Raw genomic sequence first — 26,237 nt, 5'->3', positions numbered from 1 at the left:
GAATCAGTTTCCTTCTCCGTTGTCAACCCACAGTTCACATTGCTGCATCACCGTCTCGATAGCCTCCGGCACCTCATCCGGCGGATACTTATGCTTCTTCAGCAATCGCTTGATCGACTTACGCATGCGAGCGCGGGCATCTTCTTTCTTCTGCCAGTCTATCGTGCGGTTCTTGCGCAACGTGTCAGTCAATTCTCGGGTGATGGCGACCAGCTCATCGTTCTCGTAGAAATCCTTGATGGCTTGCGGCTTGGTCAATGCGTCATAAAAGGCAAGCTCCTCATCATCCAGACCGAGCGTCTTACCTTCCTGACGTGCGGCCGTGATTTCCTTGGCCATGTCCAACAGCTGTTGGATGACCTCGGCGTTGGTGAGCATGCCGTTTAGATATGCATTGACCGATTGCTGCAGCATCTCGGAGAATTTGCCGGCCATGACTACGCTCTTCTTGCGATATGCCTTGACCTGATCGTCAATCAGCTTGCGCAACAATTCCATCGCAAGATTCTTCTGCTTCATCTGTGCGACTTCGGCAAGGAACGATTCATCAAACAGCGAGACCTCAACTGTCCGGTCTTCGAACAGATCGATAACGCCTTCGTTATGTACGCCTTGCTCCATGATGGCAGCGATTTGCTTGTTAATCTCCTTCAAAGACATACGCGGGTTGTCTGGATTGACGTTCAGCACTTTCAGCATCTGTGTGCGCAACACATCGATGTACGCTTCTTCGATCTTCAGTTCATCAGCAACCATGCTGCGGCATAAACCAAATGCTTGGGCCATCTCCTTGGCACACTTGATAAAGTCCTTACGATTTTTCTCCCGCTCGGGATCAAGTAAGTAGTCCGCACCATCCGCAATGGCTTCAGCCATCTGTTCGGCAGAATTGGTGTGGATTCGGCTCTGATAGTCCAGCCCATGCAGGAAGTCGCGGCACGCACTCAGTTTGTCGAGGAATAACGGGTATGCAGTGTAGGCCACGTTCATGTCGCCATACCGTTCACGATCACGCTTAGTGTAATCGTGCATCGCGCGTTTCAGGGCACCGGCGATGCCAATGTAATCGACGATCAGGCCGCCTTCCTTGCCCTTGTACACACGGTTCACACGAGCAATAGCCTGCATCAGATTATGCCCCTTCATGGGCTTGTAGACATACATCGTGGACAGTGAAGGTACGTCAAAACCGGTCAGCCACATATCCACGACAATGGCGATTTTGAACGGGCTATCATCATCCTTGAATTCTTTAGCCAGCTCCAGTTTGTGCGCTTTGTTGCCGATAATCTTGTGCCATTCCTCCGGATCCTGATTGGAAGAAGTCATGACCACATGCATTTTGTCTTTCCACTGCGGGCGTAGTTCGAGGAATTTCTCGTACATGCGCATGGCAATGGTTCGCGAATAAGCAACAACCAATGCCTTGCCCGTCAGCTCATCCGCACGATTCTCCTCATAGTGGTTCACGATGTCGCGGCACAACGAATCAATGGTCTCAGGTGCTCCCAACACACTATCCATTGTTGCCAAATCACGTTTGCTGCGGTCAATGGCGAGTTCGTCTGCGTCGTCAGCAATGCTTTCGTACTCTTGATCTAGTTTTTTGAGCACATTCTCATCCAGCTTGAGCGAAACTACACGACTCTCATAGAACACCGGACGAGTTGCCCCATCCTCAACTGATTGGGTCATGTCATATACGTCCACGTAATCACCGAATATCTCACGCGTGGACTTGTCCTGTGTCTCAATCGGAGTGCCGGTAAAACCAATATAGGAAGCGTTCGGCAGCGCCTGACGTACCTTTAAAGCATCACCAATCGAACGAGTACCATCTGTATGAAGTTTCACCTCCAACCCGTACTGACTGCGGTGAGCCTCATCAGCCATGACCACGATGTTATGCCTCTCGGATAAGGGTTCATCGGATTCGCTGAATTTCTGCATCGTCGTGAACACGATGCCGTTCGCCTGCCGATTATCCAACAGTTCGATCAGATTCTCGCGACTTTCCGCCTGTTGAGGAATCTGGCGTAAGAAATCCGAGCATTTAGCAAACTGACTGTATAACTGCCCATCCAAATCAGTGCGATCAGTAGTCACGACAATCGTTGGACTGTTCACCTGTTCAGCCAGCAAATGCACATAGAAGACCATCGACAATGATTTACCGGAACCCTGAGTATGCCAGAACACACCAGCTTTGCCGTCACTGTTCATGGCATGCAAAGTGCTCTCTACTGCCTTATGGACACCGAAGTACTGATGGTATGCGGCAAGAATTTTCGCGGTTCCTTCTTCTGACTTGGAGAAACAGATGAAATTCCGAAGAATATCAAGCAACCGTTCCTTCGGGAACATACCATCAAGCAAGGTAGTCCATCGAACAGCTATCTTATTGGCAATCTTTGAATAGTCACCGTCAGCTGTCTTCCATTGCATGAAGCGATCTTCGTTGGCGGTAATGGTTCCTACACGAGTATCGCTCATGTCGGTCATCACGCAAAATGCGTTGTACGTGAACAATGAAGGAATAACCTTCATATAGGTTCTCAGCTGTAGATAGGCGTCCGAAGCATCAACGTTCTCGCGTGACGGCGATTTCAGCTCGAATACCACCAGTGGCATACCGTTGACAAAGACGATGATGTCAGGTCGTTTTTCTTCAAATTCGACGTATGTCCATTGATTGACCACATTGAACGTGTTCCGTTCCGGATGCTCGAAATCAATAATTCGCACATGGTCCGTGTCCATCTTCTCTCCATCGAAGAACGACACTTCAACACCAGATTGGAGGTAATCCATGAATTGGATATTGCGGGATAGCAAATCCACTCCCTCGATACCCGTTACCTTACGCAAAGCCTCAGCAAGAGCGGCCGGATGCGCTTTCGGATTGATACGGTGTAAACAATCTTCCAAGACTCCCGGCAACCGGGCATCGCGGTACAGCTCATTCGTACGGCTTACATCCGGACCGTATAGCCATTCGTACCCTAACGACTGCAGACGTTGAATGACCGCATGCTCGAACATGGCTTCATCGAACGCGGAGATTTTCTTGTCGCTGTCTGAATCAGACAAATGATCGTTCATCATCAGAGTCCCCTTTGCCTCTTCACGCGTTGAATAATCATCAGAAACATCAAATACATGGTACTATCCGAGGCAAAAACATACAGATCTGACACAAGCTTCATAAATACTTCTGTTGAGCAAGCCACATCTGTACAAAGCGGGTAGTCTTGGAGAAAGGGGAAGGCTCGCACTTCGGAGGGCGTATGCGCACGATGGCGGAAAAGGGGCTGATGGTGGCGATCAGCATGATGCTGTTGTTCGCTGTCAAAAGCACTGTTCTGGGGGTAAATGCGTCCCGAAGTGTTCCCAGCGCCGAAATCATCGCTGGAATGTTGCTGGTACTGTCGGCAACAGGGTTGTTCGACTGGCTGAGACAAGCAACATGGGCCTGGATTCCGGTAGCCGGATATGCGTTGATGACGCTTGCTCTACCTCACTGGATCGTGTTTCTGCCAGTTATCGCCTATGACGCTGCAAGATTGCCGAGTACGAGGATGATATCGGTATCATCGTCTTCGATGCCACAGCTGCATCGTTTTTCGTCGAAGACGGGCAGAACGATGCCGACCGAGGATTCTTCGATTTTTCTGCCATATTGCATTACCGTATCTCGCTGGATATGGCTAATCCCGCTGGCGGCAGCCTGGCTGTTGCCTGCAATCGCCGTTGGACGAGCGAACTACGACCTGACTGGAATCACACTGATCGCAGGCATAGCGTCACTGAGCTTCGCGCTGGGAGGGCGATCAGCGAAAGAGGATGAGGAACGTCACCAGCTGCGTGCACTGCAAGACCGTACACGCGAGGCGAGCCGGTCCAACCGCGTCCGACTGGCCGATATGGACGAGGAGCGAGCACAGTCGGTCCGTATGGCCACGCTGGGTGAGCGTACTCGTATCGCACGCGAGATTCACGACAATGTAGGCCATTTGCTGACTCGTGCCATTATGCAGACTCAAGCCGGACTCACTGTGGCCGACGCAACTGGTGACGCCATGGCTTCTCAACATTTTGGAGCATTAAGCGAAACATTGGATGATGCGATGATGATGGTGCGTCGGTCTGTGCATGATCTGGAGGATGACGGCACTGATTTTACTGCGCAGATTGAAGCGGCCGTACGCTCGTTCAATGGCATTTCTCCTGGCTTTATCGTCGAGCTAGAGAACGATATTGCATCTGCTCCGGCTCCTGTATCTCGCTGTTGCTCCACGGTGATTCGCGAGGCTTTGTCGAATGTCGTTCATCACAGCCAAGCCCGTACAGCGCAGGTCACGTTGCGTGATTTTCCCGCATTCTGGCAGTTGGTCGTACAGGATCCTGGACCCGCGATCCCACAGCAACAAACGAACAGCAGGAACAGCAGCGTCTTGTCCCGGGGCATGGGATTGGCTGATATCGAGTCACGTGTGCGTGCGATCGGCGGCACGTCGTCATGTGGACCATATCGGCAAGGATGGCGCGTGTTCGTCTCGGTGCCAAAACGGCAATGGAATCGTTCGGTAAAGGAAGCAGCATGATGAGAATCGCAATCGTGGACGATGATCCTATCGTCTGTCAATCGTTGGCAACCATCCTGTCTGCCACCGGTGCAGCCGAGGTGCTATGGACCGCACACGATGGAAAGACCGCAGTCGAACAGTATTTCACCACACCGGCCAATCACCCGGATATTCTGCTCATCGATATCCAGATGCCCGGCACGAGTGGTCTAGACGCGGCACGAGAGATCTTGAAGAAAGACCCTGCCGCTCGCGTGCTGTTCCTCACTACATTCGCAGATCGGGAATATATAGCACAAGCTATGACGCTGGGTGCCAAGGGATATCTCATCAAGCAGGATGTCTCCGCCGTAGCACCCGCCTTGCAGGCGGTGATGGCCGGACAAGTGGTGCTCGGCGCCGAGGTGCTTGGCAAGCTCACCGGCAACAGTGCGAACGCCAACGGCAGCAACATGCAAACCGATGAACCGAGTCGTCCATCACAGATCGCTACCGCAGCTCACCGGCATGGGACCGTTTCCATCGATTCTGATGCGGACCGACGCATACTGGATGCACTGGATGAACGCAGCCGCAGCATCACCGAGCTCGTGGCGCAGGGATTCGACAATCGGGATATCGCCGCACGCCTTTACCTGAGCGAGGGCACGGTCCGCAACCGTATCAGCACTATATTGGACCGACTGGGCCTAGCCAATCGTACACAGCTCGCAATCCTGTGGATCAACACCCATCGGTGAAACAGCGGATGAAACAAAAGGGAAGCCAACAGACTTCCCTGAAGCGATCCCAAGCAGTCGGATAATTAGAAGCCTAATTTTCCCAACTGCTTGGCTGAACCGTGAAATGGACAGTCCAGTGGACTGTCCATAGGTGAAGTGAGCAGACGCAACCGCGTCTGCGAAGCGATCCTAAGCAGTTGGAAAAACTAGAAACCTAGTTTTTCCAACTGCTTAGGATCGGACTGCCAACCTTTGGCAACCTTGACGTGGAGGTCAAGGCGAGCCTTCTGCCCGACGATGCGATTGACCGGAGTACGCAGCTTTTTCTTCACATAAGTGAGATTCGACGCGCCCTTACCGATGATGATGGGCTTCTGCGAGTCGCGCTCCACGTAGATGGATACGTTGACCTGAGCCTTGCCGTCATAAGCCGCCCCGGTTTCATTGTCTTCGGGATAATCGATGGAATCGACCACTACAGCCAGCGAGTGCGGCAATTCGTCATCGAGCGTTTCCAGGAATGCGCCGCGGATAAGTTCGGCGATGGTGTCTTCCGGACGTTCCTCGCTGATCTGGTCCTCCGGATACATCTGCGGGCCTTCCGGCGTGTGATCGATCAGTACGTTCCTGACCTCGGTGAGGTTGTCATGCTTCAGCGCACTGACCGGCACGATATCCGCGAAATCAGCGAACTCGTTGATTTCGATGAGCTTGTTGATCAGCTGTTCGCGGCCCAGTTCGTCGATTTTGGTAACGATGGCGATCAGCGGAACCTTCCAAGCGAAGGTGCCGTCCTCACGCTTTGTGGCGAAATCGGAACGCAGGCGAGAGAGAATGCGACGATCTCCCGGACCGATCTCCTGATCGGCAGGCAACAGGAACGCCACCACGTCCACGTCCGACAGGGACTCCTCCACTACATCGTTGAGACGCTGGCCAAGCAAGGTGCGAGGACGATGGATACCGGGAGTGTCCACCAATACCAGCTGCGCATGATCCGTGGTCAGAATGCCGCGAATCGCCTTTCGCGTGGTTTCCGGACGGGAGGATGCGATGGCAATCTGCTTGCCGATCAGCGCGTTGATCAACGTGGATTTGCCCACGTTCGGACGGCCCACCACAGCCACGAATCCCGAACGATAAGGGATGTCCTGCTTCACCGGCTCATCAACATGTGCGGTATTGTTCTGATCGCTCATCTCACTCCTTGCTGACGGTCTTGTCTTCGTCGGCGGATGGTTCGCCGTCTTCCTCGCTGGTCTTGCCATCTTCCTCGTCACCCTCGACGTGGTCAGGTTCGACCACGATGGTTGACACCTTCTTACGACGTCCGGCGGAGTCGACCGCAGTGAGTTTCAGGCCACGGGTCACGGCCGACGCACCGACGATCGGTACACGGCCGAGAATCTTGGTCAGCAGACCGTAGACCGTGTCGACGTCGTCCTCGTCGATATCGATCTCGAAGATCTCCTCCAGATCGGCGATTGGAGTACGGGCCGGCATCTTCCACTTGTTGTCGCCGATCTTCTCGGGCTCACTGCGCTGAGTACGATCATGCTCATCCTCCAACTCGCCCACGATCTGTTCCAGCGCGTCTTCGATGGTTACCATGCCGGCGATGCCGCCGTATTCATCGACCACTACAGCCACATGCTGACGTGACCGCTGCATCTCATGGAACAAATCATCCACCGGCTTTGATTCGGGCACCAACATCGGCTGACGCACGATGGTCTCCACCTGACGATCCAAAGCGGCCGGGTTAAAGGCTGTGGCGCGCACGGCATCTTTCAGATAGGCCACGCCCACAAGGTCGTCCATATCTTCGCCGATCACCGGCACACGGGAGAAGCCCGAACGCGAGAACAGTTTGAGCGCTGCCGATAATGTGGTGTCCCGCTCCATGCAGATCATGTCGGTGCGCGGCACCATGATTTCACGAGTGAGCGTATCGGACAGGGTGAGCACATTGCGCAACATCTCCGAGACTTCGGGATCGAATTCGTTGGATTCCACCAATCGATCAATGGCTGCCTTGCCCTGTTCAAGCTGAATCTTTTCCAGTTCCTCGTCATCGGACAGATCGTCGTTCTTGGTGCGACGGCCTGTCTTACCGCCGTTCTTGTCAGAACCCAGACGAGCAAATGGCGTCAGCCATACAACAATCGACACCGTGCGGGAGTGGGACAGCAGACTGTCCACCGGCTTAGCCATGCCAGCGGTGCGCGGCCTGACCAATACCGAGACCACGGCCACGATCGCCGCGAACAGGAACCCGGCCAACAGCCCCACCCATAGCTCGGCACCCCATAGCGACGCCAGAGAAGCCACCAGCACGCCATCGATCACATTGCACGCCACACGGAAGAAAGCACAACTTCCCGCCGTGGCATACCGATTGGAGATCAGCCGCTGCACCAGATGAATTCTGTCGATTTTTTTCATCTTGAGGAACTGACTGGTCTCAGAATCGGTCTGCACCTCCAGAATGAGATTGTTCAGACTGGATCGGGTCACACGGGCTACGGCACCTTCCGCAGCAGCCATAGTCAATGAGAACCAGACGGATACGGCCGCCACGAACACCAAAACTACGGTGATGGCGATCAGGGTGGTACTGGAATACTCCATATCGATTGTCGTCCTTGGTCGTTGAAAGGAAATAATTATCGGAGAACAATACGTGTACAGCGTTGGCGAAGATCGTCTTGCGTCTGGCTGTACGGTTCTGTCGGCTGAATCAGAATTGCTGAATCAGAATTATGGACTGAATCAGATCAGCTTTTCGCATCAAGGTCACGCCCGCTTCCATGCGTGGCATCATAGATGGCCAATGCGTCGGGAGCGCCGGCGGGCAGTGTGGCTTGTGCCCCGGAATCATGACGCAGGGCAAAGAACGTGAGCAGCAACTGACGTTGCAAACCGAACATCTGACGCTCCTGCTCAGGAGTCACATGATCGTAGCCGAGCAGATGCAGAATGCCATGAATCGTCAGCAACAGCATTTCCTGCATGGTGCTGTGGCCCGCCGCTGCCGCCTGCTGCGCGGCAACCCATGGGCAGATCACGATATCTCCCAAGACGCCTTCCATCACGGTTCTGCCATCGCCGGGGCGCAGTTCGTCCATCGGGAAGCTCATCACATCGGTCGGCCCTTCCAAATTCATCCAACGCATGTGCAGTTCGGCGATGGGGTCGGGGTCCACAAACATGATGGTCAAGTCGGACTGTGTGCTTACGCGCATCTGATCGAGCACCCATATGCCCAGATCCGAGAAAATCTTCGGATCGATAATCCATTGGGTCTCGTTGGTCACGTCAACGCTCATCTACTGCCTCGTTTCGTGTTGTCAGGGTCTCGTCGCCAGAAGTTTCATCAGAAGCGCCGGTGGAGCTGATCCGTTGGGCGGAATTGGCATCAGCATCACCTGCGGCTTTGCCGCGGCGACGTCCATGACGTTCGATGGCACGATGGTCTCCGGCGATAGCAGCGTGTCTGTCGTAGGCGGCTACGATTTTGCCCACCAACTGATGACGTACCACATCATCGCTGTCCAAATGAACAAACGAAATGCCTTCTATAGTCCCCAGAATCTGTTCAATGGTGACCAAACCGGATCGCGGCACAGCCAGATCGACCTGTGAAATATCACCGGTGATCACCATTTTGGTATTGAAGCCAAGTCGCGTCAGGAACATTTTCATCTGCTGCTCGGTGGTGTTCTGCGCCTCGTCGAGAATCACAAACGCATCGTTGAGCGTACGGCCACGCATGTAGGCAAGCGGCGCCACCTCGATGGTGTTGTCGTCCATAAGACGTCTGAGCTGATCAGCTCCGAGCATATCTCCCAAAGCGTCATACAGCGGGCGCAGATATGGATCGACCTTGTCGTTGAGCGTTCCCGGTAGGAAACCCAGATTCTCCCCTGCCTCCACGGCAGGGCGGGTCAGGATGATCCGTCGGATCTGTTTGTCCTGAAAGGCACGTACTGCTTTGGCCACTGCAAGGTACGTCTTTCCGGTGCCGGCAGGACCAATGCCGAATGTGATGGTGTGCGACTCGATGGCGTTGACGTATGCCATCTGTCCGGCGGTTTTCGCACGAACCGGCACGCCCGCCGCAAAAGTGATGACGCCAGGCACCGTCGGCTTGCGGTAAGTGCTCTCGCGCCCGGCTTGGCCCCGTGATTGATTCCGGGTTCGCCCATTCGTCTCACCGGAGGTGGATTGTACAAGTTTGGCGTGGGTAGGACCATGCCCGGGGCGGCTTAATCTCACGTCATTTCTCAACACGTTCTGGTCAAGCATGCGACGCACCGTATCGGCGTCCATCGGTGCGGTATAGGCAGCCTGGATGATGGTGTTGACCAAGTCCTCGGCTTGCGCGGCCTGCGGCTCGGACTGCTTGGAACGGGAGACGATGGCCACCCGATTGCCGCGCACGATGATGGTGAGGTCCGGGAAGGCTCGTTCCACCTCTCGGATGACCTCATCCACCGGGCCGAGCACAGACACCGGATCAAGCTGCGGCGGGATGGTGATGGTACGTGTAGTCGTGGCCACGAAAACTTCTCGCTCCTCGCTACTCGTCCAGCTTCTCGCCGGTCAGTACATGAGCATGCACATGGAATACGGTCTGTCCCGCATCAAGACCCGTGTTGAACACCAAACGGTAAGCACCGTGGAAGGACTCATCAGCGATGTTCTGGGCAACGGAAACAATATGCGCCAGCTCGGCCGGATCTTCGGCCGCGAGCTCCGCCACATTGGCATAATGCTTCTTCGGCACAATCAGTACGTGGACTTTGGCTTTGGGATTGATGTCCTTGAAGGCGTACGTCGTCTCATCCTCGTACACCTTGCTGCTGGGAATCTGGCCTGCGATGATCTTGCAGAACAGGCAATCATCAGATGCGCTCATCTTGCTCCTCGAACGTTTGGTATTACTCCGTATTCAGCTTAGCGCGGGGCGATGCCCATGTATGACTTCCAATCAGCCTTCAGTCAATTCTTTCCCCGGCATTTCCATACTGTTGGTCTTACCGGCAGTCTATTCGTAACGTCCCAAGGTTCGAGACAACAGGGAAAGCGCCACGGGACCTGCAGTGGCGGCTCTCAGAATATTGCGCCCCAGCACACAGCTGACGGCACCGGCCTCAAGGAATGCGGACACCTCCTGTTCGCTGATACCGCCCTCAGGCCCCACGACCACATTGATGGTGCGAGGCTTGCCGTCCTCCAACGTACGATCGATCAACTGCGCGACACGCGTCTCTACACTGGTCCAAGTATCCGTGGCGTCCTGGTGCAAAACGATCACCAAGTCGCCATGCACGCATGCCCGCCGGCATATCGCCACGATATCTTTGCTGGAGACGCATGCCTCCAGCCGCGGCTTGAACGCCCGCCTGGATTGTTCCGTGGCGGCATCAAGTACAGAACTCCACTTCCGATCCGTGCGGCCGGCTTTCCACTTGGCGATGGAACGATCAGCCTGCCATGGAATAACCTGATCCACTCCGATCTGCGTAGCCGTATCGATGGCCTGCTCATCATGACCGGTTTTCGCCAAAGCCTGAATCAAGGCAAGCCTGGTCAACGGCTCGGGTTCCCTCCCTACATTGACCACCTCGGCCAATCCGGCTTCGACATCATTCAATACAGCCTGAATTCTCAAGCCGTCACCATCCGAAAGCTGCAGGCTGTCACCCACCCTCAAACGCATGGCCTGTACGGCGTGACGTTTGATATGCGGCGGAAGGGTGAGCTTCCAACCGGCATGGAGTTCATCGCTGTTTACTGGAACATCGTCGACCTGCGGATCGAACAGGAAAAGAGCATCTGTCATAGCCTCAAGGCTACCGAGCGAAAACGCGACACGCCGAAAATACCCATCGAGTTGCACTGCGCGAATCAGCTGCTAAAGTATCTACTCGTTGTCCACACGACACCTGCCCGGGTGGCGGAATGGTAGACGCGCTAGCTTGAGGTGCTAGTGCCTATTTTATACGGGCGTACGGGTTCAAGTCCCGTCTCGGGCACAGAATAAACCCCTTGCACTGCAAGGGGTTTTTCGTTATCAGCAGCACTTTTCCACGGCCCCGCCGTTTGCATGAAAGGCGATTATGCAGTTCATCACGCTCCAGTCAGTCGACGACCCGCGTGTCGAAGCCTATGCCAGTCTTACGGAGATGCAGCTGCGCAACCGACTGGAACCAGCTAAAGGCGTATTCATAGCCGAATCCCCCAAGGTGATCGATCGGGCGCTGGCCGCCGGGCGCGAGCCGTTGTCTTTGCTGGTCGAGGAGCCTTGGCTGGAAGGCATGCGCGAAACATTCGCGTTTGTAGACGCTCACTGGGGACCGAACACGCCGGTGTATGTAGCGTCTCCGGAACAGCTCAAACGTTTGACCGGCTATCGGCTTCATCGTGGCGCCTTATGCGCCATGAGACGGTGGCCTTTGCCCTCGGTATCCGAGATCTGCCGCGACGCCCGCCGTGTCGCGGTTATGGAGAACATCGTGGACCATACCAACGTAGGCGCCCTGATGCGTTCTGCGGCCGCGCTGGATGTGGACGCCGTGCTGGTGACCCCCTCCTGCGGAGATCCGTTGTACCGACGTGCAGCCCGCGTATCCATGGGCACGGTATTCCAAGTGCCGTGGACCCGCATTACCGGATACAACGATGATGGCACCGAAGACAAGCACTACTGGCCGTTCCGTGGCATTGACGAATTGAAATCGCTGGGCTTCACCACAGTGGCAATGGCACTCGAAGACGACTCCATATCCTTGGACGAGCTTACTCGACGGCTCAATCTTCCCAGTGACGACCCGTTGCACATCGGCAAGCTGGCACTGATCTTTGGCACTGAAGGCGACGGCCTGTCCCCATCACACCATTGCCCGAGCCGATCTGACTGTAAAGATTCCCATGAGTCATGATGTGGACAGTCTCAATGTCGCCGCATCCAGCGCAGTGGCATTCTACGCAACACGTCCGTTGATCCAAAACCTCTAGCCAGGCTTCCCGGCTTTCGCAACCGCATCCTCCGGCTTTCGCAACCGTGGGTTCATTCCAAGTTCACGGCAAAGTCTGCGGCACGCGGGGCGAATTACCTTGCGTGTTCGATTTTTTCTGCAATTATTAACTATGTACACCGAGGGCAAGGAAGCGCTCGGCCCAGCAGTACGGTGCCGAAAGGCGCTAGGTAACAAGAGAGGACAGTTACGATGGCCAAGAATCCCAAGATTCTGTCAATTGTGCTTGCAGGCGGTGAGGGGACACGCCTCATGCCACTCACCCGTGATCGTGCAAAGCCCGCCGTGCCCTTCGGCGGCGTCTACCGACTGATTGATTTCCCGTTGAGCAACTTGGTGAATTCCGGCTACCGTCAGGTTGTGGTGCTCACCCAGTACAAGTCTCACTCACTGGACCGTCATATTTCGCAAGTCTGGCGCTTCTCGCCGCTGCTGGGATCCTACGTCTCCCCTGTTCCGGCGCAGCAGCGTCTCGGTAAGCACTGGTATCTGGGATCGGCTGACGCCATCTACCAGACCATCAACATCATCGAGGATGTCCAGCCGGATATCGTGGTGATTGTAGGTGCCGACCACGTCTATCGCATGGACTTCGAGCAGATGGTGCAGCAGCATATCGAATCCGGCGCCGAATTCACGGTCGCCGGCATTCGTCAGCCTATCGAGCAGTCGAACCAGTTCGGCGTGATCGAGGTTGACCCGGAACACCCGAACATGATCAAGAACTTCCAGGAGAAGCCGGCCACCACCACTGGTTTGCCTGACAATCCGAATCAGATTCTGGCTTCCATGGGCAACTACGTAGCCAATACCAAGGCTCTGTTCGAGGCTCTGGCGCTCGATGAGAAGGCCGCCGACACCAAGCACGACATGGGTGGCGACATCGCTCCGTACTTCGCTGCCCGCAATGAGGCCGGCGTGTACGATTTCAACTCGAACGAAATTCCCGGCTCCACGTCCACCGATCACGCCTATTGGCGCGACGTGGGTACCATCAAGCAGTTCTACGATGCGCATATGGACCTGATCGCCTACGTGCCCGAGTTCAACCTGTACAACCAGGATTGGCCGATTTACACGATGTCCGGCAACCTGCCGCCGGCCAAGTTCGTGCATGCCGGTCGTGATCGTCTGGGACATGCCACCGATTCCATCGTCTCCCCCGGCGTGATCGTCTCCGGTGGCGAAGTGCATCACTCCGTGCTGTCCCCGAACGTCCGCATTCATTCGTGGGCGCAGATCGTCGATTCCGTGCTGTTCGATGGCGTGGTTATCAACCGTCGCGCCCGCGTGTACAAGGCCATTCTCGATAAGAATGTGGTCCTGACGGAGAATTCCACCGTTGGTATCGACACCGAGCACGATCTGGCACGTGGCTTCACGGTTACGCCGGAGGGCATCACCGTGGTGCCGAAGAACACCATCGTTGACGACTGAGTGATCTGATCGACAGCGTTAAAAGGCTCTGACAGCCACAATGGTTGCCAGAGCCTTTTAATATATCCCTGATATGGCCATTCTTATGGCTCTTCCGACTCAGTATTTCGGCAGATTGTCGAAATTGAAACCCAGCGCGGCTAGCTGATCCCGGCCTTCCGGCGTGATGCGTTCAACGGTCCAACGCGGATTCCAAGTCCAGTCGATACGGAACTCTTCCACCAGTCCGGCCAGTGTGGAAGCGCATTCGTCCTCAATCAAATCGGTCAACGGGCACGCCGGCGTAGTCAACGTCATCGTGATGATGGCACGACCAAGTTCATCGATTTCGATACCATACACCAGACCAAGATCGATGACATCAATGCCGAGTTCCGGGTCGATGACCTGATGCAATGCCTCACGCACGTCTTCAGCAGTAGCACGGCCAATATCATCCACGGCCTTGAGCGGAATCTCATTACCATCCGATTCATCGGAACATCCGCAGGCACCCTGATGATTGCCGCATCCGCAAGCGCCACCGGTTGCACCTTCGGCGTGCTCCTCAGGATGGCCGTTGGGGAAGCCCTTGGCCAATGCGGGATTGGCCATCACACGGCGTGCGGCCTCTTCATCCTGCAGCACACCGTTAACGGCTTCAAACACGGAAGCTGTAGGTTCAGGCACTAGATTGTTGTCGCTCATAATATTCACCTCAGTTCTTTGCGGCCAGGGCTTTGGCGACGGAGTCCTTTAGCCCTTCCCAGCCTAGCAGAGCGCATTTGATGCGCATAGGGTATTTCGAAACACCTTGGAACACCACAGCATCACCAAGCTCATCTTCCAGAGATTCATTCTGGAGGCCCGCACCACGAGACTCCATCAGCTGATGAAACACCTGCTCCAGATGCATGGCTTCGTCCACGGTCTTACCGTCCACGAGATCCACCATCACCGACAGGCTGGCTTGGGAAATGGAGCAACCGTGACCGTCCCACACCAGACGTTTGATGGTATGCGGCTCGTCGTCCGACACCTCGACATGAACAGTTGCCTCATCACCGCAGGTCGGATTGAACTGATGGGATTCTCCAGGAGTGCAATATTCGTGGGTGGCGCGCACGGTGGTATTTGCAGCCGCTTCACCGGAGGATTCCTCAGCCGCGTTGGGAGCAAACGATTCCCTGCCATGCGGATGTTTGGATGCCTCCAGAATGACTTCCTGATACATCTGCTCCAGCTCATCGCCGCTCATGCCGAAATCACTCATCGTTATTCCTTTTCCTCACTGCCTAATCTGCGGACCCGGTCCTGCCCAATATTCCCGATCTCAGGGCTATTCCGCACCAAAGAAGGGACGGATGCCTTTGGCGGCTTCGACCAACGCCTGCGCATCCGCCACTGAATTGTAGACGCCGGACGAAGCGCGGTTGGATGCGTACAGGCCGAAATGACGATGCACCGGCTGGGCACAGTGATGCCCAACACGGATGGCAATGCCTTGTGCGTCAATGAACTGGCCTACATCATGCGGATGAACACCCTTGACATCGAAGGCTACCGTACCAATACGGTCCACATTCTCACGAGGGCCCAGAATACGAATACCGTTGATGTCACCGAGCTTGAGCAGTTCAGCGGAGATGGTCTTCTCATGCGCCTCGATGTTTTCCATACCGATGTTCATCATCCATTCGGCGGCCACACCGGCGGCAACTACTTGAGCGACCGGCTGGGTTCCGGCTTCGAATCGTGCAGGCGGTGCCATGTACTGAGCCTCATGATCCATATACGCAAGCTCCACCATGGAACCACCGAAATTGGCCGGCGGCAACGCTTCGAGCATCTCGCGCTTGCCATAAAGGAAGCCGACGCCGGTTGGGCCGTACATTTTATGGGCGCTCCAAGCGGCGAAATCGACATCCAGTGCGTGGAAATCGACCTTGAGATGCGGCACGGACTGGCAGGCATCGAGAATGAAGACGGCACCCACTTCATGGGCACGCTTGATGATCGGAGCTACGTTGGTGATGGCACCGGTGGTGTTGCCCACATGGGTCACAGCCACGACCTTGGTACGATCAGTGATGACTTCCTCCAGATTATCCGTGCGCACACGGCCGTCCTCGGTCAAATCAATCCACTTGAATGTGGCACCGGTACGATAGGCAAGCTCCTGGAACGGCAGCAGCACCGAATGGTGTTCGGCACGGGAGACGACGATCTCATCACCCGGTTTCAGAGCGAAACGCTTGGCGGCCTCTTCCCCACGGCCCAGTGAAGCGTTGCCGAAAGCGGTGGCCAGCAGGTTCAGACCTGCCGTGGCACCGCCGGTGACGACGATCTCCTCCTCGCCCTCGGCCGCATTCGCGCCAACAAGCTTTGCTACCTTGGCACGGGCCTCTTCAAAAGCCACAGTGGAACGGGCTGCCAGCTCATGGGCACCACGATGCACACCGGCGTTAATCGTGCGGTAGAAGTTCGCCTCAGCGTCAATTACGCACTCAGGCTTCTGCGAAGTCGCCGCGGAATCCAAATACACCAGCGGATGCCCATGAATCTCCTGATCCAGAATCGGGAACTCATCCCGAATCGCCTTGAAATCAACCATTATGTTCCCCTTCACTACGTCTTACTTATGCACGTCAAGTCTAGTTCCAGCGTAGGCCGCGTGGGTTTGAGGCATGCTATTCCCGACACACTCAAGGCCGCTCGGCCTGAGCCTACGGTCGGAAACAGCATGCCTCAAACCCACGCTTTACTTTCGTAAGTATGTTATGCGAGCGAGCGTGGAGCCGGGATGTTCTGTTCACGACCGTAAAGAATTGGCCAGAGCGGCCCGGAGCGTGTCAGGAATAGAACATACCGGCTTCACGCGGCCCACCAGCGAATGCAACGGACCACGTACTCAGGCCAGCGCGGATTCGGAGTCGGCGCCTTCGGGCAGGTAGGCGTCGTAGCCGTTCTCTTCGAGCTCGTCGGCCAGTTCGGGGCCGCCGGTCTTGACGAAGTGCCCATCGGCGAACACATGCACGATGTCCGGCTTGATGTACTTGAGGATGCGAGTGTAGTGCGTGACCATCAGAATACCGAACTGGTTGGCTTCCTTGGCACGGTTCACGCCTTCGGACACGATACGAAGGGCATCCACGTCGAGGCCGGAGTCGGTTTCGTCGAGAATGGCGAACTTCGGCTTGAGCAGTTCGAGCTGAAGCACTTCAGCGCGCTTCTTCTCACCGCCGGAGAAACCTTCATTCACGGAACGGGTGGCGAACTTCGGATCCATCTTGAGACGCTTCATGGCTGCGGACAGATCCTTGGTCCACTGACGGATGCCAGGAGCTTCGCCGTCGATCTCGGTCTTGGCGGTCCTCAGGAAGTTGGTCATGGATACGCCCGGAACCTCCACCGGATACTGCATGGCCAAAAACAGGCCGGCCTTGGCACGCTCATCCGGAGTCATCTTGAGGATGTCCTGGCCATCAAGCAGAGCCTCACCGGAATCGACCACATACTTGGGGTGGCCGGCGAGCGTATAGGCCAGCGTGGACTTGCCGGAACCGTTGGGTCCCATGATGGCATGGGTCTCGCCGGAATGGACGGTCAGGCTGGCTCCCTTAAGGATCTGCTTGATACCGTCCTTGGTTTCGACATGGACGTGAAGGTCCTTGATTTCGAGTGTTGACATGTGCGTACTCCTAAAAATGTCTGTGCTGTTCTGCGATGTCTATTTGGAGGGATCGCTTTCGGCAATCCGACTTGCTATCGGGCTTACTTGTCTTCGAGTACCTGAGCCATGGCGTCGCTTTCGCCACGAGCCAGACGACGATCGATGACATCCATAAGGTGTTCGGAGATGGCGGGAATACCGATCTCTTCCACAAGTTCGCCGAAGAAACCGCGCACCACGAGCTTGCGGGCCTCGGTTTCGGGAATGCCTCGCGACTGGAGGTAGAACAGCTCCTCATCGTCGAAACGCCCCACTGAGGAGGCATGGCCGGCTCCGACGATATTACCGTTCTCGATTTCCAGATTCGGCTCGGAATCAGCGATGGCCCCCGGAGTCAGCACCAGATTGCGGTTGAGCTCATAGGAGTCGGTGCCAGGAGCGGTCGGCTGAATCAGGGCGTTGCCCACCCAAGTAGAATGAGCACCCTTGCCGTCAAGAGCACCCTTGTATACCACACGGGACTTGCACTCGGGGTGATTGTGCACCACCATCGTGCGATGCTCGATATGTTCGCCCGGATCGACAAAGTAGATGCCAAGCATATTGAGATCGCCCTCCGGCCCGCCGAAGTCCTGATCCATACGGATGCGTACCACATCACCGCCAAGAGTTACCACGGAGTGACGCAACGAGGCACCCTCTCCCACATGAATACGGTGATTGCCCACGTGTTTGGCCGTCTTATCCCATTCCTGAATAAATGTGGCAGAGATATGCGAGTCCTTGCCGGTGGTGATTTCCACGCCTTCGGCAAGACGGGCGTCGCCGTCATGTTCCACCACAACGTCCGCATGGCACTTGTCTGCAGCAGAGATCACCAGATGGAAGGCGTCGAGATCCTCTCCCGCTCCATGCACCTTGATGAGCACCGGCTGATTGATCTCACCGCTCAGCTCGATGACGGTGGCGGTGGCGCCGGAGTTCCATTCCACGGCAGAAACTCGGTCATTCGGCTTGGACACAGTACCGGACGGTGCCTCGCCGAGCTTGACCTGACTGAGCTGCACGCCTTCGGCAAGCGGTGTTCCGTCAATCATCGAGACTTCGATCTGAGTTTCGCCGGAAGGCTTGAAGGTATCGAAGAATTCACTGATACGCTCGATCGGCGTGTACCGCCACTCATCCTGTTTGCGGTCCGGTGCCGGGAAGTCGTTCACGTCGAACGAGCGAGCGGCATGGTCCACGGAAGACGGCATGGCAGCCGGTACAGCGTACGGATCATTCGGATCCGCGACCGGAATGGCAATTTCCTTGACGTTTTTGGTTGCTTCGTTGGTCATGGGATCAGCCCACCGATCCTTCCATCTGCAGTTCGACAAGTCTATTGAGCTCAAGCGCGTATTCCATCGGCAGCTCGCGGCTGATCGGCTCAACGAAGCCACGCACGATCATGCCCATCGCCTCGTCCTCGTTAAGACCACGGCTCATCAGGTAGAACAGTTGGTCTTCGGAGACCTTGGAAACCGTGGCTTCGTGGGCCATGGAGACATTATCTTCGCGCACGTCCACATGCGGATACGTATCGGAGCGAGAGAAGTCGTCCACGAGCAGCGCATCGCACACGGTGGAATTGGACGAGCCTTCCGCACCCTTGACGATTTTGACCAAGCCGCGGTAAGCGGAACGGCCACCGCCACGGGAGATGGACTTGGCCACAATGGTGGAACTGGTGTGCGGAGCCAGATGGATCATCTTGGCACCGGTGTCCTGATACTGGCCTTTGCCGGCGAAACCGAGGGACATGGTGGAAGCTTTGGCGTACGGCTCAGCGAGGATGCAGGCCGGGTACTTCATGGTGGCCTTGGAGCCGATATTGCCGTCCACCCACTCCATGGTGCCGCCCTCACGCACGTAGGCACGCTGGGTGACGAGGTTGTAGACGTTGTTCGACCAGTTCTGCACGGTGGTATAGCGCACGCGGGCATGCTTTTCCACTATGATCTCCACGATGGCTGCGTGCAGCGAGTCCTCGGACCAGATCGGAGCGGTGCAGCCTTCTACGTAATGCACATAGGAGCCTTCATCCGCGATGATCAACGTACGTTCGAACTGACCCATGGCCGGGGTGTTGATGCGGAAGTATGCTTGCAGCGGGATGTCCACATGGACGCCCTTAGGCACATAGACGAACGAGCCGCCAGACCATGCTGCGGTATTCAGCGCGCCGAACTTGTTGTCCTCGGGCGGCACCACAGTGCCGAAATACTTCTTCACCAGCTCGGGGTATTCGCGCACGGCGGTGTCCGTGTCCACGAAGATCACACCCTGCTTTTTCAGGTCTTCCTGAATGGAGTTGTAGATCACTTCGGACTCGTACTGGGCGGCCACGCCGGAGACCAAACGCTTTTTCTCGGCTTCGGGAATGCCCAGACGATCATAGGTGGAGCGAATATCGTCAGGCAGTTCCTCCCAGCTTTTGGCCTGCTTGTCGATCGGCTTGACGTAATACTTGAAATCATCTGCGTTGAAGCCGGAGAGGTCCACACCCCAATTGGGCATGGGCTTGTCGAGGAACGCCTTGAAACCGCGCAGACGCATGTCAAGCATCCACTGCGGTTCACCCTTGTCGGCGCTGATGGCGCGCACGACATTTTCGTCGATACCTCGCTTGGCCGCTTCACCGGCGGCGTCGGAATCATGCCAGCCGTAGCTGTATTCGCCGAACTGGCTGATGATCTCGTCATCCTGTTTGATTTTGTCCTCGTTGACGCGGGAACGATCGGCCACGTACTGGCTCATCTCCACGTCAGCGGCGGCGTTCGGTGCTGTGTTATCGGTCACCTTCCTGCCTTCCATCTCGTTTCGCTCATAGACATAGTCTTAGGTAAACCTAGCAGAACCCATGGGGAAACACTACCGACCACGACGAATAGTGACTGTGCTTTTCATTACAGGCGAATTCGGCCGTATTACGTTGCAGTATGGCGAACGCCGCCTCACAACGGAGACGGCGTTCGCTTCGGAAACACTCTGGCAGCGTAACTCAGACCTGAACATGCACGCTGGTACCCATGCCGCACCAGTTATAGAACCATTCGGCCACATCCCAGCCGATGCCCACGCAGCCGTGGGAGCCGTTGGCGACATAAGGCATTGAGGCGTCAGCGGTATAGCCACCAGCGATACGGTGGATGGCGCAACCACCATGCGAGAAGTAGTTCACGAAGCCCACGTCCTTGACGTCCCACTTCTCCACGCTGCCGTCCGCCAAAGTCAGAGATCCACTCATATCCTGGCTGGGCAGTTTTTGCCAAATGGTGAAATCACCGGTAGGAGTGCACATAAGGCCTACGCATTCGCCTGTAGTCATGTCATTGCCTTGCGCCACAGCAACATTCAGCGTCCTGACCACTTGATCATTTTCATACGCGTAAAGCTTACGATCGGACAAGTCGATAACCACATGGTGCGTAACCTTGACCTCCTGCTTCGGGTCGACCGTACCCGCCACAGTGATGGAGTTCGATCCTGAAGCAAGAGCATCCGCAAGTTTGGTACCGACGCCTGAATCAGCGCCATCAGCAATGACAACGCCATCATGTCCTTCTGTTTCAGTGCTGATCACTTCCCCGGCGTTGTTGACCACCAGTTTCGTGTCCTCGCGTTCCAGCTTAAGGCTCGGCTTAATCTGATCGTTGTAGTACTGCTGCAACTTGGCGGAATCAAACACCACATAGCCACTACGGGTTTCACCGCTCTTCAAGGTCGCCTGCCGATTGGCGTTCACGCTCATGGATGAAGCCAGCATGGGCACGGTGACAGTGGCGATATCGGTGCCGGCAACCTTGATGGACACGTTCTTGCCGGCGATGGCGTCCAAAGTCGACTTGGCATCGTTCGCAATGGCATCCGTAACGGTTGGTTCGGTCACATCGAGCGTTACGGTAACCGTTCCGGGCTGTGTGGCGCCCAGTGATTTCAATGAGCTAATGGCCTGTGCCGCGATGGTGGAAGCATCGGCACCTTGGCCGTTCTGTCCTGCAACAACGGTAAAGGCGTCGCCGGCATCGTTGAGCTTGACCTGCGCGTTGACCGGCTCTTTAGCATCGATGCCAAGAGCCTTGTCAACTACCGATCCATTGGCAAGCTTGGCATCGATCTCAGGAGCGATGTCTTTAGTAATCCAGAACACATACTGCTGCCACCATACGTCACCGCGCTTCGCGTTGAATACATCGGAAGCGATTGCGTCTCCGTCAACATCCACCCCCAAGCTTTCCAACGTGAATTTGGCGGATTTACCTTGATACTTGGCTGTCACTGTGGTGTGCTTCACCTGATCGTTGATGGTGTCAGCGATCTCCTGCTGGGTCTTACCGGTCACAGAGTTGCCCCAGAGGGTGGTACCGGGAAGAACATGGCTTTGGAAGAACCACACGCCAAAACCACATGCTGCTGCCATGACAATGAAAACGCTGGCGAGCACAACCCACGGCCAAACATGACGCTTGCGATCCTTCACCGCCAACGGATCATGCTCCGACGCAGTGTCTGCAATCGGCATCAGAATATCGGTGTCCGAAAGAGCCGCTACATCACTGCCCGTTGCAGTGAATTGCAGAGTTGAATGCCTATTATCGTTGGTCATAGACGGTCTTCCTATACGCTACTTACTGTTCAGTGCGACATTTCGCATACGCTACCTGCATAGTAGCAGTATGCTATGGAACTGCAGGACGATAAGATCCCTTCATATCTCGGTTTTGCAGGCAAAGTGACGAATCTCACGACCCATTGAACACCATGCGTCTCAACGACGAATCGCACCATCAATTCCTCATGAATCTGCGATAGAGCCGTGTATCGTCCACCCATATGCAACGAGGTGGTGACATTCGCGCCAAATGTGCGAACGTCATCACCTCGATGATTGGATGATACCGACTTGATGTCAGATCACATCAACGCGCTTCCTGGTGCTCCAGAGCAGCCTTGACCAAACCGGCGAACAGCGGATGGGGCTTGGTCGGACGAGACTTGAACTCCGGATGGGCTTGAGTGGCCACATAGAACGGATGCACCTCGCGCGGCAGCTCCACGAATTCGGTCAGTTCGCCGTCTGGGCTTTGGCCGGAAATACGCAGACCGCCTTCGCGCAGACGATCCTTGTATGCCACGTTAACCTCATAGCGGTGGCGATGGCGCTCGGTGACATGCGTAGTGCCGTACAATTCGGCGACCAGAGAGCCTTCTTCCAGCTCGGCCGGGTAGGAGCCAAGACGCATGGTGTGGCCCATATCGCCCTTGCCTGCCACGATAGCCTTCTGCTCCTCCATTGTGGCAATGACCGGGTTGGCGCAGTCCGGCTCGAATTCGGAGGAATTGGCGTCCTCGATGCCCAGCACGTGGCGGGCGTATTCGATCACCATGGACTGCAGACCAAGGCACAGGCCGAGAGCCGGCAGCTTGTTTTCGCGTGCAAACTTCAGGGCACCGATCTTTCCGTCAATACCGCGGATGCCGAAGCCTCCGGGGATGACGATGCCATCGATGTTGTCAAGCGCTGCGGCGGCGCCTTCAGTGGTTTCGCAACGATCCGCGGCCACCCACTTGACGTTCACCTTGGCCCAGTTGGCGAAACCTCCGGCCTTGATGGCTTCAGTAACGGACAGATACGCATCCGGCAGATCGATGTACTTGCCGACAATAGCGATATTGACCTCATGCTTGGGGTGATGCACACGCTCCAGCAGGTCCTCCCACTCATCCCAATCCACATCGTGGAACGGCAGTCCGAGCTCGCGCACCACGTAGGCATCCAGTCCCTCGTCGAACAGAATCTTCGGCACATCATAGATGCTGTTGGCATCCACGCAGTTGACGACGCCTTCCGCATCCACATCGCACATCAGGGAGATCTTGTCCTTGATGGACTGGTTGAGCGGACGGTCGGAACGCAGCACCAAGGCATCCGGGGAAATGCCCAGCTGGCGCAACATCATCACGGAGTGCTGGGTGGGCTTGGTCTTCAGCTCGTGAGCGGCAGAGATGTACGGTACGAGCGAAACGTGAACGAACATGCAATTGTCGGAGCCAAGATCACGACGAACCTCACGAGCCGCCTCCAAGAACGGCTGGGATTCGATATCGCCGACCGTGCCACCGATCTCGGTGATGATCACGTCCACATCGTCGGAGGCCTGGGCGCGCATACGGGACTTGATTTCGTTGGTGATGTGAGGGATGACCTGCACACACTGACCGAGGTATTCGCCGGCACGCTCCTTGCGCAACACCTCCTGATAAATCTGACCAGTGGTCACATTCGCCTTCTGGCTCAGGAACACATCAAGGAAACGCTCGTAGTGGCCGATGTCCAGATCGGTCTCGGCACCGTCTTCAGTCACGTACACTTCACCATGCTGGAAGGGGTTCATTGTACCCGGATCCACATTGATGTACGGATCGAGCTTCTGCTGCAGAACGTGCAGGCCGCGTGAACGCAACAGTCGGCCAAGAGACGATGCGGTCAGGCCTTTACCGAGAGATGAGACCACGCCACCAGTGACGAAGATATGCTTGGTAACGTGCTCTTGCGAATTGCCATGTGTTCTTCTAACCATGGAATTTCATCCTATCATCGGTGTGTGACGCGGCGTGTTCACACTGGGAACGGTCAGTTGGTCAGCTGTTCTTCATAACGATGCTGTCCACCACATCGGCGACGTGTTCGCAGTCGTCGGCGCATTGTTCAAGGTTGCGATACACATCATGCCAAGCGAACACCTGCAGCGGATCGGTTTCGGAAGTGTGCAGGGAACGCATCGCCTCGATGAACACATGATCGGCATCGGTTTCGATGGTGTTGACGGCGAATACGCGCTCACGCAACGTCTTCGAGCGGCGGAACTGCGGCAGTTCATCGGCGAGGGCAGCGATCTGTTCACAGGCGTGGACCACCATATCGGTCATCTGCAACGCCTCGTGACGCATGGTGGTCACGTTGTCGTAATACATGCGATCGAGCACTCCTTCGATGCTGTCGGTCACATCATCGAGCACGTGGCTCAGTTCAGCAATGTCTTCACGGTCAAACGGCGTGATGAATGCGGTGACCAGCTCGTCGAGCAACCGGTGCCGGACACTGTCGGCTTCCTGCTCGATCTTGTGCATCGCATCCATATGATCCTTGAGCCGTTGGGGGTCATAGTCGTTCATGACCTCATACAACAGGTGTGCGGCGCGGCAGGCGCATTCGGCGCTCTGACGGAAGCAGTCGAAATAGAATGAATCGTTCTTGCGTGCCATGAGGAAGCTCCTTTCTGCTCTTGCTCTCTGGGCGCGGGATACGGTTGAAGATGTGCTGAAAAACGAAGAACTTGCGGCTCAGAACACAAACATGAACAGCTTGGCCATGACAAAGCTGATGAGGCCACAACCGGGGAACGTGAATACCCAGGTAAGCATCATGTCGCGTACTACGCCGAAGTTAATGGCGGATAGGCGTCGTACAGCGCCTACTCCCATGATGGCGCTGGTCTTGGTATGCGTGGTGGAGACCGGGATGCCGAACATGGTCATGAACAACAAGCACAATGCGCTGGACAGATCGGCGGAGAAGCCCTGATAACGTTCCAACTTGACCATGTCCATGCCCACTGACTTGATGATCTTCTCGCCGCCCACGGAAGTGCCTACGCCCATGATGGTGCTGCACAGGATCATCAGCCATACGGGGATGACCACACCGGCCACACTGGACTGCCCGTTGCAGAACGCCATGCCGAGGAACAATACACCGATGAACTTCTGACCATCCTGCGCCCCGTGCATGAAACTGTTGGCCGCGGCGCCAACGATCTGCGCGTATGTGAAGAATCCGTTGGTGCGTCGGCGGTCGAATCCGGCGCATACCAGGGTGACGATCTTGCACACGAGCCAGCCCATGCCGAATCCGATGACCAAGCTTGCCACCAAGCCATAGAGGACTTTGACCCACTCCCCCATGTTGATGCCGGCGATACCGCCCTGAATGGCGATGGCCGCACCGGACAGGCCCGCAATCAGGCTGTGGCTTTCGGAGGTCGGAATGCCGAGCAACGAAGCGCCCACACTGTAGACCACGATGGAGAACAGCGCTGCGCATAGCGCAATAAGCGCAGCGTGGGTGTCGCCGCCGAAATCGACCATATTAGAGATGGTGGAGGCGACCGACGCATTGAATTGCGTCATCAGGAAGACGCCCAGGAAGTTGAAGATCGCCGCCATGATGACTGCAGAGCGCACGCGCATGCAGCGGGTGGTCACGCAAGTGGCAATGGCGTTAGGCGCATCTGTCCAACCATTGACGAATATGACGCCCAGCGTCAGCAACGTTGTTATAGCCAGTGCCGGATTTGAGAACACCTGTTGGATGAAGTAGGCCAAGGATACGTCCACGGCTAGTCATCACCTTCTTCTTCGGGGGTGGCGGAAAGTCGTCACACCGATTGTAACCGATTGGTGACTACGTAGCGGTATTCGTGGCGTTGTGTGTGCGCTTTACCAACTTTACCTATAAGAAAGCCCCTCATGAAGAGGGGCTTTGTATCACATCAACAGCAGCAGCTGGTGTTGGGATGGAGGCGATCGTATTCCTCGCGAGCCCGTATGTATTCGGACTCGCTCATCGGAGTTTCACCGGGGTGCTCGACGGCGAAATGCTCCAGATAGTGATCGTATCGGGCTTCACCGCTGATTTCGCGCGCATACCAGACGATGCCACGCCAGGCGGCCTGCAACCGGCCGATGATCGTCT

21 protein-coding genes, 1 tRNA gene and 1 pseudogene are annotated in these 26,237 nt (G+C 55.9%); 5 read left to right on the top strand and 18 right to left on the bottom strand.

All coding sequences use genetic code 11. The features are described 5' to 3' along the window. Nucleotides 1-3: 3 nt before the first annotated feature. A complete protein-coding gene (locus tag G1C97_RS03920; protein WP_205832518.1) occupies nucleotides 4-3,105 on the bottom strand; it encodes a type I restriction endonuclease subunit R in 3,102 nt (1,033 codons plus the stop codon). 182 nt (nucleotides 3,106-3,287) lie between these two features. Here G1C97_RS03920 and G1C97_RS03915 point away from each other — a divergent pair, with 182 nt between their 5' ends. Continuing rightward, nucleotides 3,288-4,604 (top strand): sensor histidine kinase, encoded by a 1,317-nt coding sequence (locus G1C97_RS03915; RefSeq protein ID WP_169240642.1) that lies wholly within the window; start codon nucleotides 3,288-3,290, stop codon nucleotides 4,602-4,604. Then, on the top strand, nucleotides 4,604-5,326 hold the full coding sequence (locus G1C97_RS03910) for a response regulator transcription factor (protein ID WP_169240887.1): 723 nt from the start codon (nucleotides 4,604-4,606) through the stop codon (nucleotides 5,324-5,326). Before G1C97_RS03915 ends, G1C97_RS03910 begins: the two co-directional genes overlap by 1 nt. Nucleotides 5,327-5,514: 188 nt before the next feature. Here the strand turns inward: G1C97_RS03910 and era are convergent, their stop codons facing one another. From era to G1C97_RS03880, 6 genes are all read right to left on the bottom strand, one after another. Next, complete coding sequence (gene era / locus G1C97_RS03905) at nucleotides 5,515-6,507, bottom strand: GTPase Era (RefSeq protein WP_169240641.1); 993 nt, start codon at nucleotides 6,505-6,507, stop codon at nucleotides 5,515-5,517. Between the two features lies 1 nt (nucleotide 6,508). After that, a complete protein-coding gene (locus tag G1C97_RS03900) occupies nucleotides 6,509-7,939 on the bottom strand; it encodes a hemolysin family protein (RefSeq protein ID WP_169240640.1) in 1,431 nt (476 codons plus the stop codon). A 146-nt stretch (nucleotides 7,940-8,085) separates the two neighbouring features. Beyond that, the gene (ybeY, locus tag G1C97_RS03895; protein ID WP_169240639.1) at nucleotides 8,086-8,637 is read right to left on the bottom strand and encodes an rRNA maturation RNase YbeY; all 552 of its coding nucleotides are present in this window, start codon (nucleotides 8,635-8,637) and stop codon (nucleotides 8,086-8,088) included. Next, nucleotides 8,627-9,871, bottom strand: coding sequence for a PhoH family protein (locus G1C97_RS03890; protein WP_169240638.1), 1,245 nt, complete (start codon nucleotides 9,869-9,871; stop codon nucleotides 8,627-8,629). Before G1C97_RS03890 ends, ybeY begins: the two co-directional genes overlap by 11 nt. Before the next feature lie 19 nt (nucleotides 9,872-9,890). Beyond that, a complete protein-coding gene (locus G1C97_RS03885; protein ID WP_169240637.1) occupies nucleotides 9,891-10,229 on the bottom strand; it encodes a histidine triad nucleotide-binding protein in 339 nt (112 codons plus the stop codon). 129 nt (nucleotides 10,230-10,358) lie between these two features. Beyond that, a complete protein-coding gene (locus G1C97_RS03880; RefSeq protein WP_169240636.1) occupies nucleotides 10,359-11,156 on the bottom strand; it encodes a 16S rRNA (uracil(1498)-N(3))-methyltransferase in 798 nt (265 codons plus the stop codon). Nucleotides 11,157-11,261: 105 nt separating this feature from the next. Between G1C97_RS03880 and G1C97_RS03875 the strand changes: the two genes are divergently transcribed. The 3 genes and pseudogenes from G1C97_RS03875 to glgC all read left to right on the top strand — a co-directional run bounded on the left by G1C97_RS03875 (nucleotide 11,262) and on the right by glgC (nucleotide 13,788). Next, nucleotides 11,262-11,349 (top strand) — tRNA-Leu (locus tag G1C97_RS03875). An 84-nt stretch (nucleotides 11,350-11,433) separates the two neighbouring features. Further along, a pseudogene (locus G1C97_RS03870) lies at nucleotides 11,434-12,331 on the top strand (TrmH family RNA methyltransferase). 212 nt (nucleotides 12,332-12,543) lie between these two features. Then, nucleotides 12,544-13,788 (top strand): glucose-1-phosphate adenylyltransferase, encoded by a 1,245-nt coding sequence (gene glgC / locus G1C97_RS03865; RefSeq protein WP_100495588.1) that lies wholly within the window; start codon nucleotides 12,544-12,546, stop codon nucleotides 13,786-13,788. Between the two features lie 99 nt (nucleotides 13,789-13,887). Here the strand turns inward: glgC and G1C97_RS03860 are convergent, their stop codons facing one another. The 11 genes from G1C97_RS03860 to G1C97_RS03810 all read right to left on the bottom strand — a co-directional run bounded on the left by G1C97_RS03860 (nucleotide 13,888) and on the right by G1C97_RS03810 (nucleotide 26,232). Continuing rightward, entirely contained in the window at nucleotides 13,888-14,475 is a 588-nt protein-coding gene (locus G1C97_RS03860) for a metal-sulfur cluster assembly factor (RefSeq protein WP_169240635.1), read from the bottom strand. Nucleotides 14,476-14,485: 10 nt separating this feature from the next. Then, on the bottom strand, nucleotides 14,486-15,040 hold the full coding sequence (gene sufU / locus G1C97_RS03855; RefSeq protein ID WP_169240634.1) for a Fe-S cluster assembly sulfur transfer protein SufU: 555 nt from the start codon (nucleotides 15,038-15,040) through the stop codon (nucleotides 14,486-14,488). 66 nt (nucleotides 15,041-15,106) lie between these two features. Beyond that, nucleotides 15,107-16,381, bottom strand: coding sequence for a cysteine desulfurase (locus G1C97_RS03850; RefSeq protein ID WP_169240633.1), 1,275 nt, complete (start codon nucleotides 16,379-16,381; stop codon nucleotides 15,107-15,109). Between the two features lie 297 nt (nucleotides 16,382-16,678). Continuing rightward, nucleotides 16,679-17,458, bottom strand: a complete 780-nt coding sequence (gene sufC / locus G1C97_RS03845; RefSeq protein ID WP_100495583.1) for a Fe-S cluster assembly ATPase SufC — start codon at nucleotides 17,456-17,458, stop codon at nucleotides 16,679-16,681. Between the two features lie 83 nt (nucleotides 17,459-17,541). After that, entirely contained in the window at nucleotides 17,542-18,780 is a 1,239-nt protein-coding gene (gene sufD / locus G1C97_RS03840) for a Fe-S cluster assembly protein SufD (RefSeq protein ID WP_169240632.1), read from the bottom strand. A gap of 4 nt (nucleotides 18,781-18,784) precedes the next feature. After that, nucleotides 18,785-20,296: a Fe-S cluster assembly protein SufB gene (sufB, locus tag G1C97_RS03835; RefSeq protein ID WP_277348142.1), complete on the bottom strand. Its 1,512-nt coding sequence runs from the start codon at nucleotides 20,294-20,296 to the stop codon at nucleotides 18,785-18,787. A gap of 187 nt (nucleotides 20,297-20,483) precedes the next feature. Further along, complete coding sequence (locus G1C97_RS03830; RefSeq protein ID WP_240950999.1) at nucleotides 20,484-22,088, bottom strand: L,D-transpeptidase; 1,605 nt, start codon at nucleotides 22,086-22,088, stop codon at nucleotides 20,484-20,486. A gap of 313 nt (nucleotides 22,089-22,401) precedes the next feature. Beyond that, a complete protein-coding gene (locus tag G1C97_RS03825; protein WP_169240631.1) occupies nucleotides 22,402-24,063 on the bottom strand; it encodes a CTP synthase in 1,662 nt (553 codons plus the stop codon). Nucleotides 24,064-24,124: 61 nt separating this feature from the next. Beyond that, nucleotides 24,125-24,748, bottom strand: a complete 624-nt coding sequence (locus G1C97_RS03820; RefSeq protein WP_100495580.1) for a DUF47 domain-containing protein — start codon at nucleotides 24,746-24,748, stop codon at nucleotides 24,125-24,127. Between the two features lie 78 nt (nucleotides 24,749-24,826). Then, on the bottom strand, nucleotides 24,827-25,879 hold the full coding sequence (locus G1C97_RS03815; protein ID WP_169240630.1) for an inorganic phosphate transporter: 1,053 nt from the start codon (nucleotides 25,877-25,879) through the stop codon (nucleotides 24,827-24,829). Nucleotides 25,880-26,034: 155 nt separating this feature from the next. Next, a complete protein-coding gene (locus G1C97_RS03810; RefSeq protein ID WP_335341330.1) occupies nucleotides 26,035-26,232 on the bottom strand; it encodes a YbdD/YjiX family protein in 198 nt (65 codons plus the stop codon). Between the last annotated feature and the right edge of the window lie 5 nt (nucleotides 26,233-26,237).

This window comes from Bifidobacterium olomucense, assembly GCF_012932375.1.
Classification (GTDB): Bacteria; Actinomycetota; Actinomycetes; order Actinomycetales; family Bifidobacteriaceae; genus Bifidobacterium; species Bifidobacterium olomucense.
Note: the sequence above shows the minus strand (reverse complement) of the source record. Positions and strands in the feature narration are given on the sequence as shown.

Bases quoted from the DNA above. Each gene is read 5' to 3' on its own strand.
- G1C97_RS03920 (WP_205832518.1), bottom strand. From the start codon at position 3,105: ATGATGAACGATCATTTGTCTGATTCAGACAGCGACAAGAAAATCTCC.
- G1C97_RS03915 (WP_169240642.1), top strand. From the start codon at position 3,288: ATGCGCACGATGGCGGAAAAGGGGCTGATGGTGGCGATCAGCATGATG.
- G1C97_RS03910 (WP_169240887.1), top strand. From the start codon at position 4,604: ATGAGAATCGCAATCGTGGACGATGATCCTATCGTCTGTCAATCGTTG.
- era (WP_169240641.1), bottom strand. From the start codon at position 6,507: ATGAGCGATCAGAACAATACCGCACATGTTGATGAGCCGGTGAAGCAG.
- G1C97_RS03900 (WP_169240640.1), bottom strand. From the start codon at position 7,939: ATGGAGTATTCCAGTACCACCCTGATCGCCATCACCGTAGTTTTGGTG.
- ybeY (WP_169240639.1), bottom strand. From the start codon at position 8,637: ATGAGCGTTGACGTGACCAACGAGACCCAATGGATTATCGATCCGAAG.
- G1C97_RS03885 (WP_169240637.1), bottom strand. From the start codon at position 10,229: ATGAGCGCATCTGATGATTGCCTGTTCTGCAAGATCATCGCAGGCCAG.
- G1C97_RS03880 (WP_169240636.1), bottom strand. From the start codon at position 11,156: ATGACAGATGCTCTTTTCCTGTTCGATCCGCAGGTCGACGATGTTCCA.
- glgC (WP_100495588.1), top strand. From the start codon at position 12,544: ATGGCCAAGAATCCCAAGATTCTGTCAATTGTGCTTGCAGGCGGTGAG.
- G1C97_RS03860 (WP_169240635.1), bottom strand. From the start codon at position 14,475: ATGAGCGACAACAATCTAGTGCCTGAACCTACAGCTTCCGTGTTTGAA.
- sufU (WP_169240634.1), bottom strand. From the start codon at position 15,040: ATGAGTGATTTCGGCATGAGCGGCGATGAGCTGGAGCAGATGTATCAG.
- G1C97_RS03850 (WP_169240633.1), bottom strand. From the start codon at position 16,381: ATGGTTGATTTCAAGGCGATTCGGGATGAGTTCCCGATTCTGGATCAG.
- sufC (WP_100495583.1), bottom strand. From the start codon at position 17,458: ATGTCAACACTCGAAATCAAGGACCTTCACGTCCATGTCGAAACCAAG.
- sufD (WP_169240632.1), bottom strand. From the start codon at position 18,780: ATGACCAACGAAGCAACCAAAAACGTCAAGGAAATTGCCATTCCGGTC.
- sufB (WP_277348142.1), bottom strand. From the start codon at position 20,296: ATGGAAGGCAGGAAGGTGACCGATAACACAGCACCGAACGCCGCCGCT.
- G1C97_RS03830 (WP_240950999.1), bottom strand. From the start codon at position 22,088: ATGACCAACGATAATAGGCATTCAACTCTGCAATTCACTGCAACGGGC.
- G1C97_RS03825 (WP_169240631.1), bottom strand. From the start codon at position 24,063: ATGGTTAGAAGAACACATGGCAATTCGCAAGAGCACGTTACCAAGCAT.
- G1C97_RS03820 (WP_100495580.1), bottom strand. From the start codon at position 24,748: ATGGCACGCAAGAACGATTCATTCTATTTCGACTGCTTCCGTCAGAGC.